The 12,818-nt window shown below is 70.5% G+C and carries 15 protein-coding genes; 8 read left to right on the top strand and 7 right to left on the bottom strand.

Annotated features, from left to right (window positions below):
- Positions 1-159: 159 nt before the first annotated feature.
- Positions 160-618, bottom strand: a complete 459-nt coding sequence (locus FMP39_RS29040) for a Crp/Fnr family transcriptional regulator (protein ID WP_011552046.1) — start codon at positions 616-618, stop codon at positions 160-162.
- 72 nt (positions 619-690) lie between these two features.
- On the opposite strand from FMP39_RS29040, the gene trxB reads away from it, so the two are divergent.
- The 4 genes from trxB to FMP39_RS29020 all read left to right on the top strand — a co-directional run bounded on the left by trxB (position 691) and on the right by FMP39_RS29020 (position 3,891).
- Complete coding sequence (gene trxB / locus FMP39_RS29035; RefSeq protein ID WP_141593368.1) at positions 691-1,653, top strand: thioredoxin-disulfide reductase; 963 nt, start codon at positions 691-693, stop codon at positions 1,651-1,653.
- 92 nt (positions 1,654-1,745) lie between these two features.
- Positions 1,746-2,930: a PLP-dependent aspartate aminotransferase family protein gene (locus tag FMP39_RS29030; RefSeq protein ID WP_141593367.1), complete on the top strand. Its 1,185-nt coding sequence runs from the start codon at positions 1,746-1,748 to the stop codon at positions 2,928-2,930.
- Positions 2,927-3,421 (top strand): cyclic pyranopterin monophosphate synthase MoaC, encoded by a 495-nt coding sequence (gene moaC, locus FMP39_RS29025; RefSeq protein ID WP_090491924.1) that lies wholly within the window; start codon positions 2,927-2,929, stop codon positions 3,419-3,421. The genes FMP39_RS29030 and moaC overlap by 4 nt, the downstream gene beginning before the upstream one ends.
- A 194-nt stretch (positions 3,422-3,615) precedes the next feature.
- Positions 3,616-3,891, top strand: a complete 276-nt coding sequence (locus tag FMP39_RS29020; RefSeq protein WP_228558423.1) for a hypothetical protein — start codon at positions 3,616-3,618, stop codon at positions 3,889-3,891.
- Between the two features lie 9 nt (positions 3,892-3,900).
- Here the strand turns inward: FMP39_RS29020 and FMP39_RS29015 are convergent, their stop codons facing one another.
- The 4 genes from FMP39_RS29015 to FMP39_RS29000 all read right to left on the bottom strand — a co-directional run bounded on the left by FMP39_RS29015 (position 3,901) and on the right by FMP39_RS29000 (position 7,238).
- Entirely contained in the window at positions 3,901-4,455 is a 555-nt protein-coding gene (locus FMP39_RS29015) for an NUDIX hydrolase (RefSeq protein ID WP_141593366.1), read from the bottom strand.
- Positions 4,456-4,471: 16 nt separating this feature from the next.
- Positions 4,472-5,296, bottom strand: coding sequence for a SirB1 family protein (locus FMP39_RS29010; protein WP_141593371.1), 825 nt, complete (start codon positions 5,294-5,296; stop codon positions 4,472-4,474).
- A gap of 84 nt (positions 5,297-5,380) precedes the next feature.
- The gene (locus FMP39_RS29005) at positions 5,381-5,656 is read right to left on the bottom strand and encodes a hypothetical protein (RefSeq protein WP_090491927.1); all 276 of its coding nucleotides are present in this window, start codon (positions 5,654-5,656) and stop codon (positions 5,381-5,383) included.
- A 7-nt stretch (positions 5,657-5,663) separates the two neighbouring features.
- Positions 5,664-7,238: a YiiX/YebB-like N1pC/P60 family cysteine hydrolase gene (locus tag FMP39_RS29000; RefSeq protein WP_194858605.1), complete on the bottom strand. Its 1,575-nt coding sequence runs from the start codon at positions 7,236-7,238 to the stop codon at positions 5,664-5,666.
- 203 nt (positions 7,239-7,441) lie between these two features.
- On the opposite strand from FMP39_RS29000, the gene FMP39_RS28995 reads away from it, so the two are divergent.
- The 3 genes from FMP39_RS28995 to FMP39_RS28985 all read left to right on the top strand — a co-directional run bounded on the left by FMP39_RS28995 (position 7,442) and on the right by FMP39_RS28985 (position 9,185).
- Complete coding sequence (locus FMP39_RS28995) at positions 7,442-7,762, top strand: DUF2795 domain-containing protein (protein WP_026114192.1); 321 nt, start codon at positions 7,442-7,444, stop codon at positions 7,760-7,762.
- 77 nt (positions 7,763-7,839) lie between these two features.
- Entirely contained in the window at positions 7,840-8,745 is a 906-nt protein-coding gene (locus FMP39_RS28990; RefSeq protein ID WP_141593364.1) for a hypothetical protein, read from the top strand.
- On the top strand, positions 8,742-9,185 hold the full coding sequence (locus tag FMP39_RS28985) for a CoA-binding protein (protein ID WP_011552056.1): 444 nt from the start codon (positions 8,742-8,744) through the stop codon (positions 9,183-9,185). Before FMP39_RS28990 ends, FMP39_RS28985 begins: the two co-directional genes overlap by 4 nt.
- 71 nt (positions 9,186-9,256) lie before the next feature.
- On the opposite strand, the gene FMP39_RS28980 is transcribed toward FMP39_RS28985, so the two are convergent.
- Positions 9,257-10,870 carry a S8 family peptidase gene (locus FMP39_RS28980; protein ID WP_228558422.1) on the bottom strand — a complete coding sequence of 538 codons (1,614 nt, stop codon included), beginning with the start codon at positions 10,868-10,870 and terminating at the stop codon, positions 9,257-9,259.
- 292 nt (positions 10,871-11,162) lie between these two features.
- Here FMP39_RS28980 and FMP39_RS28975 point away from each other — a divergent pair, with 292 nt between their 5' ends.
- Complete coding sequence (locus FMP39_RS28975) at positions 11,163-11,873, top strand: hypothetical protein (RefSeq protein WP_141593362.1); 711 nt, start codon at positions 11,163-11,165, stop codon at positions 11,871-11,873.
- 3 nt (positions 11,874-11,876) lie between these two features.
- On the opposite strand, the gene FMP39_RS28970 is transcribed toward FMP39_RS28975, so the two are convergent.
- A complete protein-coding gene (locus FMP39_RS28970) occupies positions 11,877-12,767 on the bottom strand; it encodes a patatin-like phospholipase family protein (protein WP_194858604.1) in 891 nt (296 codons plus the stop codon).
- Positions 12,768-12,818: the final 51 nt, after the last annotated feature.

Below are 12,818 nucleotides of genomic sequence, written 5' to 3'. Positions count from 1 at the left end.
ATCCCGCCGCCCTCCACGGGACGGGGACAAAGCAACCCGTGTGCCTGCTTGTGCTACCTGGGGAGTGGGCTGCGTACCCGTCCCGACACGTGGGAAGGGGCTCGGATGCCGGACGGACATCCCTGCACCAGCTGGCTTCTCGGGGGCTGAGACGGACTGTCAGAAGCGGGAGAGGGCGAAGAAGCCCTTGATCTTCTCGTTCGTCTCGCGGAGCCGTTCGCTCAGCGTGCGGACGAAGGTCCAGAGCAGCACGTACGCCAGGTCCTTGTCGGTGAACATCAGCTGGTCCAACCGGGAGCGCTCGATGACCCAGACGGAGCAGCTCACGTGGGCGATGGCGTCCGCCGAGCGCGGCGAATCCTCGATGACCGCCATCTCACCGAAATACTGGCCGGGTTCCAGGATGGCGAGCGCCTCCTCGCCGATTCCGGGCACGGACTTGGAGATGCGGACCTTGCCCTCGGCGATTACGAACATCTCCTGGCCGGTTTCCCCCTCACGGAACAGAAAGGCGCCCGCCGGGTAGGTCCGGGAGTGACCAATCTGGGCGACCTTGGCGAGCTGTCCCTGGGTCAAACCCTCGAACAGCGCAACCTTCTTGAGGACGGCGGCATCCATGAGGCCAGCTTCGTATCACGCGCCCGAGGCGCTCTGGTACCTTGGGGCCATCAACGAGATTTGGGAGGAGTCGTGGCGGAGGAGAAGATCAACAAGGTGACCATCATCGGCTCGGGGCCCGCGGGCTACACCGCGGCCATCTACGCCGCGCGCGCCAACCTGCAGCCGGTGGTGTTCGCCGGGGGCCCCACCCTGGAGCACCCGCAGCGGGTGCCGGGCGGCCAGCTCATGGTGACCACCGACGTGGAGAACTACCCGGGCTTTCCGGAGGCCATCACCGGCCCGGAGCTGATGGATCGCTTCCAGAAGCAGGCGGAGCGTTTCGGCACCACCATCCACATGGAGAACGTGGTGAAGGTGGACTTCTCCCAGCGCCCCTTCCTCATCCAGGGGGAGAGCATCAGCTATCGTTCGGAGACGGTCATCATCTCCACCGGCGCCACCGCCAAGTGGCTGGGCGTCAAGGGCGAGGACACCTACAAGAACCGCGGCGTCTCCGCGTGCGCCACCTGCGACGGTGCCTTCTTCAAGAAGCAGGACGTGCTGGTGGTGGGCGGCGGTGACACGGCGATGGAGGAGGCGACGTACCTGGCGAAAATCGTCAATCACGTCACCCTCATCCACCGCCGCGACACGCTGCGCGCCTCCAAGGTGATGCAGGAGCGCGCTCGCCAGAATCCGAAAATCTCCTTCATGTGGGACTCCGCGGTGGAGGAGGTCCTCGGCGACGCGAAGGGGATGAATGGCGCGGTGGTGCGCAACCTGAAGACGGGTGACAGCCAGCAGGTGAAGGCGACCGGCCTGTTCGTGGCCATTGGCCACACGCCCAACACGGAGCTGTTCCAGGGCGTGCTGGAGACGCACCAGGGCGGCTACCTCAAGACGGTGCCGGGCTCCACGCGCACCAACATCGAGGGCGTGTTCGCCTGCGGTGACGTGCAGGACCACTACTACCGCCAGGCCATCACCGCGGCGGGCACGGGCTGCATGGCCGCCATCGACGCGGAGCGCTGGCTCATCGAGCACGGCGAGTAGTCCACCCGCCCACGCGGGTCCGCTGAGCATTCCCAGGCCGGCCCCTTCCCGGGGCCGGCTTTTCCATTCCCGCGAAGGATGCAGCAATCCCCATGAGCTCGAAGCAGAAGACGGTGGCGGTGCACGCTGGGACGCGGCTGGCTGGAAGCAAGGCGGTGCCGGTGTCGCCGCCCATCTACCCGGCGGCGGTGAACTGGTTCGACAGCAGCGATGACCTGGACAGCGCCCTGGACGGGAAGGACTACGCCTACGCCCGAATCAGCGCGCCCAACACGACGTTGCTGGAGGAGGCGGTGGCCGCGCTGGAAGGCGCCGAGGACTGCGTGGCCTATGCCAGTGGCATGGCCGCGCTGCGCTCCGTCTTCGAGGCCCAGGGCTTCCGGGCGGGGGACACGCTGGTGATGCCGGCGGATGGCTACGGCGTCACGCGCGCGCTGTACAAGCGTCTGTGCGCCACGCTGGGCGTGGAGCTGCACGCGTTCCTGATGACGGACCCCCAGGTGCCCGAGCGCATCCGAGCGCTGAAGCCGCGCATGGTGCTGGCGGAGAGCATCTCCAACCCGCTGCTGCGCGTGCCCGACCTGCGCGTGCTGGCGCGGGCCTGCCAGGACGTGGGCGCGACGTTCGTGGTGGATGGCACCTTCCCGTCGCCCGTGGGACAGCGCGCGTTGGCGCTGGGCGCGGACTACGCGGTGCAGTCCACCAGCAAGTGGCTCAACGGGCACAGCGACGCGCTGGGCGGCACGGTGAGCGCCTCAGGTGAGCGGATGGCGCCACTGCGCGCCGCGCGGGTGCTGGCGGGTGACGTGCTGGGGCCCTTCGAGGCGTGGCTCACCCTGCGCGGCCTGCGCACGCTGCCGGTGCGCATGAAGGCGCATGTCGAGCACGCGGCGCATGTGGCGCGGCGCCTCGCGGAGTCGCCCCTGTTGGAGCGGGTCATCTACCCGGGGCTGAGTTCGCATCCGGACCACGCCACCGCGCAGGAGCTGCTGCTGGGCGGCGGCCCCATGGTGGCCTTTGAAATCAAGGGCGCGGGGCGGCCGGAGAGCATGCGCTTCCTGGAGGCGTTGAAGGTGGGGCGGCCCGGTCCTTCACTGGGGGATGTGTGCACGTTGGTGATGCACGCGGCCAGCGCCAGCGCGCGCCGGCTCACACCGGAGGAGCGGGAGGCCGCGGGCATCCGGGAGAATCTCATCCGCGTCTCCGTGGGGTTGGAGGACCCAGACGACATCGTGGATGACCTGCTCGCCGCGGTGGCCCAGGGGGTGCGCCGATGAAGATGGTGGACGTGGGGGAGAAGCCGAAGACGGGCCGCGTGGCCGTGGCCACCGCGCTGCTGCGGATGTTGCCCGACACGCGCGAGCGCATCCTGGCGGGGAAGGTGGAGAAGGGGGACGTGCTGGCCGCGGCGAGGCTCGCCGGCATCATGGCCGCCAAGCGCACGCCGGACTTCGTTCCGCTCTGTCACCCCATCGCGCTCTCGGGCGTGGAGGTGACGCTGGCGCCGGAGGACGCGGGGCTTCGGGTCCGCGTGCAGGTGAAGACGGTGGACCGCACCGGCGTGGAGATGGAGGCCCTCACCGCGGCCTGCGCGGCGGCGCTGACCGTCTATGACATGTGCAAGAGCGTGGACCGCGGCATGGTGCTGGACGCGGTGCAGTTGGAGCACAAGTCGGGCGGGCGCTCCGGCACGTGGCAGCGGGAGGAGGCCACGCCGGCCGAGGCGGCTGCGCCGCGACGCCGGACGCGCGCGAAGAAGGCCCGCTGAAGGGAGGCCTCCCCCGAAGCCGAGGCGCCCGTGCATTGGCGGACACAGGCGGGCTCGAGCCCCGCCTTCTGTCCGTCTCCACACGCCGCGAATGTGACGCCGTCCACGCCCAGGGCACGCTCGAACCCGAGGGGGCTCCCGGTGCGCGGGGAAGGCCCCCACGTTGCTCTTCAGTCCAGGCGGGCGCGAAGGACATGCGCCGGTTCGAGAGGTGGCGGGTGTTCGACCTGAGGGGCGTTCTGACGCTGCTGACGGCCCTGGGGGCCGCGGGCTGCGGTGCGCTCACGGAAGAGGGCGACGCGGCCGAGGTGTCGCAGCCCGTGGCGGACCGGGTCGCCTGCGACGCACAGGCGGCCCAGCGCCGCTACGTGTCCGAGGACAGGAAGGAGTGCCAGGTCGTCTTCTTCGTCTGTGCCCGGGGCGAGTCGCCCTTCTTCGACGCCTGCGGCTGCGGCTGCTCGCGTCCCTGATGCACGGGCCTACTTCGACTCGCTGAGCAGGCGCTCCTGGAAGAAGGCGGCCACCACCAGCGAGTGGGAGATGTGTCCTTCCAGGATGAGGCGCGGCAGGTCGGCGCGCGGGTGCAGCTCCACGGCGATGTCCTCGCCCGCGTCCTGCCGCCCCTCGTGCCGCTTCACACAGTCGAGCGCGAGGAAGTTGAAGCACACGTTGCCCTGGAACGCGGGGTTGGGGTGCACCTGGCCCACCAGCACCAGGCGGCCCGGCACGTAGCCCGTCTCTTCTTCCAGCTCGCGCGCCGCGGCCCGCTCCGGCGCTTCGCCCGGCTCCACGATTCCACCGGGGAGCTCCAGGGTGGATGCCTCGACGCCGAAGCGGAACTGCCGCACCAGGACGAGCTGCGCGTCCGGCGTCACCGCGATGACGTTCACCCAGTCCGCGCAGTCGACGCGCACGCGCGGGTGTTCGTGGCCCGTGCGCGGGTCCGCCCACCAGTCCTCGCGCACCCGGGCGACGCTGAAGTCATGCTCCAGCCCTCGCCGCAGCCGGCGCCAGGGCTTCACCTCTCGAGCCACGTGAAAGTCCTTCCCTTCAGTTGAGCAGCGCGGCGCGCTCCCGCAGCTCGCGGGCCGTCATCTCCAGCCGCTCGCGGTCGGGGGCATCGGGCGAAAGCTCCAGGCAGCGCTCCACGTCCTTCAGCGCCGCGCGGTATGCCCCCAGGTTGCTGAGCAGCGCGGCACGGGTGCGCAGCTCGCCCGGGTGGTCCGGCGCCAGGAGCAGCAGCAGGTCCACCACCGCCAGCCCGCGCTCACAGTCCTCTCTGCCGAGGTACACGCGCCGCAGGTTGGACAGCATCCGGTACGTAATGAGCTCCACCGGCGCGGGCGCCAGCATGTTGCGGTCGAACTTGAGTTGCGGCGCCACGCGCTTGAGCAGCTCCTCGCAGCCGTGCTCGGTGAGGATGTCCCCTTGATGGAACGGGTCCATGACCAGCTTGTGGTCCCCCGCGTCGTGCGCCACCAGGAAGTGGCCGGGGAAGGGGACGCCGTACAGGGAGATGCCCGCGCGACGCGCCACCTCCAGGTAGACGACGGACAACGTAATCGGCAGCCCCAGCTTCCGCTCCAGCACCTGGTCCAGGAAGCTGTTCTCCGGGGAGTGGTAGTCGTCCTCGTTGCCGCGGAAGCCCTCGATGTCCGCCAGCACGTGGCGCAAGGCGCGCAGCGGCGCCAGGACTTCGCCCTTCTCGCTCAGCCGCTCCGCCTCCACCTGCACCCGGCACGCGAGCACGTCCAGCATGTGCAGGCACCCCGGGGCGTCCAGCAGGGGCTTGTCCAGCGTGGCGATGGCCAGCGCCGCCAGGTCCAGCCGCGGGGGCTCCGCGGCCAGGGCCGACACCAGCCGCTCCCGCGCCAACGGTGGGCTGAATCCAGGGGGAATGCTCACGGCGAGAACCAGTAACCCACGGGGGCCCGGACGGCAAAGGCAGGCGGCCGAGCGTCAGAATGCTGGAGGTTCAAGCGGCAGCCGTCCCTTGATTTCCGCCCGCAGGGCAATCTGGGCCGCAATCAGCCCGGACAGGATTCCATCCTCGAACTCAAATGTAGGATGTTCCTTGAGCTCCGGGAAGTCGTGGGAATTGCGCACCTCCTCCGGGGAGATGTTGGGCACGGCCTCGCGGGCCAGGCGCAGCACCTTGGCCTGCTGCTGGGAAATCATCTTCTCGAAGAGCTGGGTGGACAGCTGCAGCATCTCTTCGGCCATCTGCTCCGTCATCGTGTGTCTACTCCTGGGCGATGTCCCACTTGGCACGGCGGTAGCTGTAACGGAAAGCGGCGGCGTCCGCCTCCCTGGCGTTGCCTTCCGCCTCCCGGCCATCCAGGAAGGCCACGAAGTCCAGCTGCCGGTCCTCGCGTCCGTATTCCGCGTCGAAGAGGCGGACCAGCTCGTTGGCGGGCAGGGTGCGGCGGCCGGCCACGCTGACCAGGGGGATGCGCAGGCCCGTCATGTCGCCCGCGGGAGCGTAGGATTTCCACACCAGCTCCGTGCACACGAGCGTCCGGTCGGAGAAGAAGTCGAAGTCGAAGTCATACGGGCGGCCCTGGAAGGTGAAGGCGCGCACGATGGCGCGGGCCTTCTCCAGGCGGGACAGGCGCGGGCGCATGACGCCCAGGTAGTCCACGCGCATGCCGTGCTCCAGGCCGGTGAAGGACACGCCTTCGCTGATGGATTCGATGATGCGCAGGGGGTCGCCGTGCGCGTCGTTGCCGGTGTACTCGGCCCACTTGGCGGGGAAGGCGCGCGCCAGGTGCTGGGTGAGCGAGCCCGGTGCGCCGGGGAGGGTGGCCACCCAGGCCTTCACGTCCGCGTCCTCGTCGAAGTACGCGCCAAGCTGGGCGGGCGTGCCGATGAAGAGCTCCGCGTGTGGCCAGAATCCCGGCAGGCCGATGTTGGAGAGGTACCAGTTCTGCCGGGCCACCACGATGTCGCCGGGCTCCATCTTCTCCAGCAGGGACAGGGCCTGCTCGCGGGAGATGAGCGGCTGGCCCACGCGGCGCACGCGGGTGTCGCCCATCCAGGCTGCCACCGCGCGCTGCACAGGGAAGAAGGCGCGCTGCGCGGCGTCCGCCGTCAGGTCCACCGTGGCCTTGGCGAAGAGCGTGGCGCCGCGCCGGGTGAGCAGTCCCTTCGCCACCTTGCTGTTGTGCTTCATCTCCTGCAGCAGCCAGGGCACGCGCGGGGCGTCCAGCGCGCCGGCCTTCACCAGCAGCGGGCGGAGCTGTTCCTTGTAGCCATCCCCCGTGAGCAGCTGGGTGCTGGTGGAGACGTGGATGGCCTTGTCCTTGAACCGGGCGAAGGCGCGCGCGGGCAGGCCGTACTCGGGCGCGGGCTCGTCCAGCAGCACCTCGAGCTGCTTCTTGCCCAGGGTGAGCTCCGCGTAGGTGAGGCCGTGGGCAAGCTCCGTGGTGAGCGCGCCGTGGGTGAGGAGGAAGCCCCAGGCGTGCTTCTTCGGATGCGCGTGGGCGGGCACCTTCACGAAGTCCCAGTAGCGCTGGCGGATGACCTCCACGGACACGAAGTAGTCGAAGAAGGCCGCCCAGGTGCTGAGCAGCAGCTGCTTCTGGTCCGGCGTGTACGGCACGCTCTGCTTCTGCTGGTACACGGCGCGCGACTGCTTCACGGCCTCCTGCAGCCCGCGCAGGCCCCGGACGTGGCGCTCCAGCAGCGCGAGGTCGGTCTGGGCCTGGGCGACAAAGGCTGCTTCGTCCAGGGCGAAGACGTCATGGACGGGCGGTGGGGCGGCGGCGGGCGTACTGGCGAGCGTGAGCCAGGCAAGCAGCAGGGGCGCGGCGGTCATGGGGTGTGGGACTCCTGCGAGGAAGGCGTCGCGGGACGACACCTTAGCCGGGAAGGGGCCAGGGCGGCTGTCCCCCTGCCTGGACAGGGGCTGGGACGGGGGCGCCCCGGGTGGTCCCGCGCCCCGGCCATCCCCACGTTGTCATTGCACACGAACGCACCGGTGCCGGGGCCAGCGCGCCCCGGCAGAAAGGCAGACAGACGATGGCTTATGGACTCGCGGAGGATCCAGCGCTCTCCATCACCCCGCACCTCGACGCGGTGGAGTACCCCGTCGAACGGGAGCAACTGGCGGCGGCTGCCGCTGACGCAGGCGCCCCCCCCGACGTCATCAACCTCTTCAAGTGCCTGCCGCGCCGCGAGTACGCCACCCGCGAGGCCGTGCAGCGGGACCTCTCCGAGGCGTCCCGTCGCTCCGCCCTGGGGGGCTCGAGGGACGACGATGACGGGGTGAACCGGGACCGCCGCAACATCGGGCGGGACGCCGTGGAGGATGCACCGGACGGCCAGACGCGTCATCCGTGAACCGGTGGCGTTGGGGCGGGGAGGCCTGGTGGAAGCGCTCGCGGGCGCGGGCGCTTTCTGCCAGCGTGTGACGGCGCATGCGTCCCGGCCCCCTGACGTCCAGTCTCCTCCTGTCACTGACCGCCATTGCCTGCAGCCACAAGGCGCCGCTCTCTGTGTCGCCTTCGGAGCCGCGGCCGGCGTCGGTGCGACTGGACTTCCTGCCCCCCGTGGACCGCGTGCTCACGGAGACGCAGCGCAGCGTGCGCTCGGTGGAGCGGCGGGGTGACACCCTTCGCGAGGAAGTGGAGCTGACCACGCAGACGCGCTTCACGCCCTCCGAAGGGGGCTGGCTGCTGGCGCAGGCGGTGCCGCGCTCGCGCCTGACGCGCAATGGACAGGAGGTCCCCACCGGCGTGGCGGACGTGCTGGCGCGCTTCACGCTGCAGGCGTGGCTGGCGGCGGATGGCACCTTCGTGAAGCTGGTGGCCCCCGAAGCCGCGCAGGAGGCGCTCCGCCAGGTGGCGCCCGCGGGCACGGAGGCGGGCGTGCTGGAGCGCTTCTTCGAGCCCGAGGCCCTGGAGACGCGGGCGCGGCGCGAGTGGGAGGTGAAGTTCGCCGGCCTCTTCCAGCGCAACCTCGTGGAGGGCCAGCAGAGCTGGGTGGTGGACCTGGTGCCCGTGGGGGACAGCCAGGTGGCCTACGTGCTGGAGCGCACGGTCCAGGGCACGCGGGACACGCCGCTGGGAGACGCGGTGGTGCTGGGCCTGCGCTGCCTGGACGCGGTGCCGGAGGATGCGCCGGACGCGCTGTGGGAGGCGTGGGTGATGGCGGGCCGGCCGGAGCTGACGCCGGGCGTGGCTTGCGAGGGAGAACAGCTGGTGGGCCGGGGGCGCTTCATGCCCGTGAGCCGCCAACTCACGGTGCGGGCGACGGTGGCGGGCGAAGCGTGGACTGTCACGACGGAGTCCCGGGCAGAGGGGCTCCAGGAGGAGGCGCGATGAGCTGGGAGCAGAACCTCATCGAGGACGAAGCGGGTGTGGAGCGCGTGGTGAAGAGTGCCCGGCGGGTGGCGGTGCTGGGCATCAAGACGGAGCAGCAGTCAGGGCAGCCGGCCTACTACGTGCCGGACTACCTGGCGCGCTCGGGCGTGGAGGTGGTGCCCGTGCCCGTCTACTACCCGGACGTGACGCACATCCTGGGCAAGCCGGTGTTCCGGCGGCTGACGGACGTGCCCGGCGACCTGGACCTGGTGGACGTGTTCCGCCGGCCGCAGGACATCGACGGGCACGTGGACGAGCTCATCGCCAAGAAGCCGAAGGCGGTGTGGTTCCAGTCCGGCATCCGCAACGACGCCGCGGCGGAGAAGCTGGCGAAGGCGGGCATCCAGGTGGTGCAGGACCGCTGTCTAATGGTGGACCACCGCCGCTACGGCGAGCGGTAGTCACTTCGCCGCCATGAAACGCACCCCCACCCGTCCTGACGCGGAAGGTGGGGGCGTGCCGGGAATCCGGCTCAGTAGTCGCCCGCGATGACCTTGGGCAGGACCTTGGCCAGGTCCGGCAGCGGGCCAATCTGGCGCGTGTTCGCGGGTTGCGGCGTGCCGTTGGCGCGCAGCAGCGAGCGCATCTGCGTGCTGGTCAGACGTCGCCCGTTGGCCAGGGCCACGCCCTGCGCGCTGGCGGCGGCGCCCACCACGATGGGGGACGCGCTGGAGGTGCCGCTGAAGCTGGACGTGTAGAACTGGTCCTCGCCATAGCTGGCGCCGAACACGTTGCCGTAGCCCATGGTGTAGACGCGCTCACCCCAGCCGTGCACGTCCACGCGGCTGCCGAAGTTCGTCCAGCACATGGGCAAGCGCGTGGTGGCCGTACTGCCTCCCACGAAGATGGCCCCCGAGTCCCGGGTGTTGCGGTTGAACGCGCTCCCGTACGCGGGCGCATCCAGGTCTGCGCTGCCGTTGCCCGCCGCTTCCACGACGATGACGCCGTTGGCGGTGGCCGTCTTGATGGCGTCGTAGTTGGCCTGCCAGTACTCCATCGCGATGTAGTCGCACTGGGAGGTGTTGCACGAGCACGCCGTGCCGTCCGAGGGGCCGCGGGCGTGCAGCTCGACGAGGACGATGCCACCCAGACCCGCGGCCGTGGCCGCCTTGGTGATGGCGCTCGCCGTGCTCTGGGCCCCGATGGACTCGTAGCCCGCCTTGGCCTGGTGCGCGATGCCCGTCACGCCATAGGCGTTGCGCGCGCCCACGATTTCACCCAGCACCGCCGTGCCGTGGTCGCGCCAGCTCCGGTCGGTGTACTGGGTGCCGCCCATGTGGAAGAGGTCGGGCATGTCCTCGTGCGTGGTGCGCCACCCGCCCTCGATGTCCACCACCTTCACGTTCTGCCCCTGGCCGCCAAGGACCGTCCACGCGTACTTCGCGTCGATGCCGCCAGGCGCGGCGTTGAGGTAGCCCTGGTTGCTCTCGTAGAGCGGTGTGACGGGGGGGAGGTCCGCCGCGGCCAGCAGGCTGCGCACCGCCGCGTCCATGCCGAAGTCCACCATGGCCGGCTCGGGGGGCGGCTCGGCGTAGGCCACCTCGACACCGTCCAGGCCGTTGAGCGCGGCGACCAGGTCGGCCACGCGCTCGGACGTGGTGCCCGGCATCAGGGGGACTTCGAAGTACAGGTTCAGGTCCGCCAGCTGCTCACCGCTCTGCCGCTCCCCGGAGGCCTTGCGCGCCTCCAGCGTGGACTCGGCTTCGTCGAACAGGCGGGCCACGGCGCCAATGCGGGGCGCGCGCTCCAGCAGCGACGTCACATGGCCCAGGTCCGCCTCCAGGCGCGCGTCGCCCAGCCCACGTCCGGCCAGCAGCGAGCGCTCCGCGGCGTCCCGTTCCGAAGACAGGGCCACCAACTGCTGGTCGCGCAGGCGCACCCGGCTGCCTTCGTGGAACTTCACCACGATGCGCTCCACGTAGGTGTCCCCGGCCAGCTCGCGGCCGGTGGGCTTGGCGGCGAGCGCGCGCGGCTTCAGGGACTTCGCGGGCGGCGCCGCCACCGCTGAGGGGGCGAAGGCGAGCACGGACAGGGACAGCATCGCGTACCGCAGGGGGCGCATCGACAGGAGCGACGACATCGGCATGGACAGCCTCCACATCGGAAGGGGGGACGGCCGTGGCCCGGGTCCACTTGCACAGCGGACGGGTTCACACGGGCATCTTGCATTTCGGGTCTGTCGCGAAATGAGGAGCCGGCCTCCGTGTCCGTCTGGAAACCGACATCGGCGTGCCCTGTTGGAGGAGACGCGCGCCCGCGTCGACGGCGTGCGTCACTGGTGAGGGAGCGTCTCTCATGGAATTGTGGCTCCGCCCTGGAACCGGCCTTTCGCCGCGGTGGGGGACAAGGGCGGTCTTCCGTCCTGGGAGCATCGGTCGATGCGGGTCGCAGGCGCGTTGGGGCAGGGGCTGCTGGTGGCCTTCCGGTTGATGGGCGTGGGGCTTTGGGGCGCGCTGAAAGGCGGAGCGCTCTTCGGTCTGGTGGGGTTGGCGGTGGGCGCGGCCACCTACGCGCTGCCCCGGTGGCTGGGTGTTCCGCCCGCGCCCACATGGCTCGTCGTTCTGAGCGCGGTGTTGCCGCCGCTGGCCCTGTCGGTGGCGGGTGGCTACGCGTTCATGCTGCTGGCGGTGTCGGGGCGGTTGGCCGATGAAGCCCGGGAGCGCGGCGTGGTGGCCCGCGTCTATGCCGTGCTCAAGCCCGTCACGGTGCAGGTGGCGCGGCGGCTCCAAGGCTCGGGTTCACTGTCGCGCGAGGAGTTGTCGCGCGTCGTGAACGAGTCGATGAGCGAGCATCTGCGGCAGGCCGAGCAGGCCCGAGGTGCAGCGCCGTCCTCGCGCATGGCGGAGGTGGAGCGCTTCCTCATGGAGCAGTCCCGCCGCGTCCTGGGCGTGCTGGCGCTGCGCGCCGTCGTCTCCGCGCCGGACACCGCCACCGCGGTGCGGAACCTGGAGACGCTGGGCATCGAGCGCGTGGAGATGACGCTGGTGGAGACACTGGAGGACCTCTTCTTCCTCCAGGTGCTGCTGGCCTTCGGGGTGGGCGTGCTCGTGGCGGTCACGCCCGCGCTGCTCATGGTGTGGCTGCGCTGAGGCTCACCACTCCGCCTGCGCGAAGGGCACCGGAGGCCGCGCCAGGGCGCGCTCGGCGGCCAGCTTCGCCTGGTCCAGCGCGTCGAAGCCGCGCTCCATGGTGGTGGGAGACACGGGCGGCAGGTTGGAGACGACGACGTAGACGGGCACCTGCTTCTGCTCCAGCACGGTGAGCTGGAGGCGGAAGTGGTCCTGGCGCAGCGCCGCCGAGCCCGCGGCCAGCCCCTGCGCGTATGCCATGGGGCCGCCCACCACCTTGCGCGTCTTGCTGGGCAGGTAGTGCACGAGGATGGCGTCCAGCTCCTTGCCCGCGGCGCTCTCGTGCAGCGACAGCGCGGGCGCCTTGTCCACCAGGCCACCGTCCCAGTACAGGCTGCCCTCCAGGGGCACCGCGCGGAACAGGCCGGGATAGGCACACGTCGCGTGGACGCGCGGGGCCAGCTCGCCCGAGGTGAACACATCGTGGCTGCCCAGCGTGAGGTTGGCGCCCACCAGCAGCAGCGGGTGTGGCAGCTCCTCGAAGGTGCGCACCGGCAGCGTGGCATCCAGCAGCTTGCGGAAGCGCTCACCCTTGAGCAGGCCCGTCAGGCCGTGCCCCGCCGCGTCCGCGTTGAGCACCGCGCCAATGGGGTCCGGGTCCCAGAAGTTGGCGCGCGTCTGGCGCAGCACCAGCTCCTCCACGTCACGCACCGGCGTGCCCGCGGCGGCGTAGGCCGCCACCATTCCGCCCGCGGATGTGCCCGCGTAGGCATGAGGACTGAGGCCCGCGGCGGCCAGTCCCTTGAGGAAGCCCGCGTGACCGTAGAAGCCGAAATATCCAGCGGAGAGGACGAGTCCGAAGCGCTTGCCGGCGAGCAGCTCGTGAAGGGTCGGGGTGTGGGTGGGAGTCGCCATGCTTCGCCCTGTACGCGACTGTCGGGGCACAGGCAACGCGTCGCGTCTAGA

Origin of the sequence: Myxococcus sp. AB056, from assembly GCF_006547365.1 — a bacterium.
Taxonomy (GTDB): Bacteria; Myxococcota; Myxococcia; order Myxococcales; family Myxococcaceae; genus Myxococcus; species Myxococcus virescens.
The sequence above is the reverse complement of the archived record's forward strand: the minus strand, read 5'-3'. Positions and strand labels throughout refer to the sequence as shown.

What these genes read in the sequence shown, in the direction of transcription:
- FMP39_RS29040 (WP_011552046.1), bottom strand. Translation starts at nt 618, where the DNA reads ATGGATGCCGCCGTCCTCAAGAAGGTTGCGCTGTTCGAGGGTTTGACC.
- FMP39_RS29030 (WP_141593367.1), top strand. Translation starts at nt 1,746, where the DNA reads ATGAGCTCGAAGCAGAAGACGGTGGCGGTGCACGCTGGGACGCGGCTG.
- moaC (WP_090491924.1), top strand. Translation starts at nt 2,927, where the DNA reads ATGAAGATGGTGGACGTGGGGGAGAAGCCGAAGACGGGCCGCGTGGCC.
- FMP39_RS29020 (WP_228558423.1), top strand. Translation starts at nt 3,616, where the DNA reads ATGCGCCGGTTCGAGAGGTGGCGGGTGTTCGACCTGAGGGGCGTTCTG.
- FMP39_RS29005 (WP_090491927.1), bottom strand. Translation starts at nt 5,656, where the DNA reads ATGACGGAGCAGATGGCCGAAGAGATGCTGCAGCTGTCCACCCAGCTC.
- FMP39_RS29000 (WP_194858605.1), bottom strand. Translation starts at nt 7,238, where the DNA reads ATGACCGCCGCGCCCCTGCTGCTTGCCTGGCTCACGCTCGCCAGTACG.
- FMP39_RS28995 (WP_026114192.1), top strand. Translation starts at nt 7,442, where the DNA reads ATGGCTTATGGACTCGCGGAGGATCCAGCGCTCTCCATCACCCCGCAC.
- FMP39_RS28990 (WP_141593364.1), top strand. Translation starts at nt 7,840, where the DNA reads ATGCGTCCCGGCCCCCTGACGTCCAGTCTCCTCCTGTCACTGACCGCC.
- FMP39_RS28985 (WP_011552056.1), top strand. Translation starts at nt 8,742, where the DNA reads ATGAGCTGGGAGCAGAACCTCATCGAGGACGAAGCGGGTGTGGAGCGC.
- FMP39_RS28980 (WP_228558422.1), bottom strand. Translation starts at nt 10,870, where the DNA reads ATGCCGATGTCGTCGCTCCTGTCGATGCGCCCCCTGCGGTACGCGATG.
- FMP39_RS28975 (WP_141593362.1), top strand. Translation starts at nt 11,163, where the DNA reads ATGCGGGTCGCAGGCGCGTTGGGGCAGGGGCTGCTGGTGGCCTTCCGG.
- FMP39_RS28970 (WP_194858604.1), bottom strand. Translation starts at nt 12,767, where the DNA reads ATGGCGACTCCCACCCACACCCCGACCCTTCACGAGCTGCTCGCCGGC.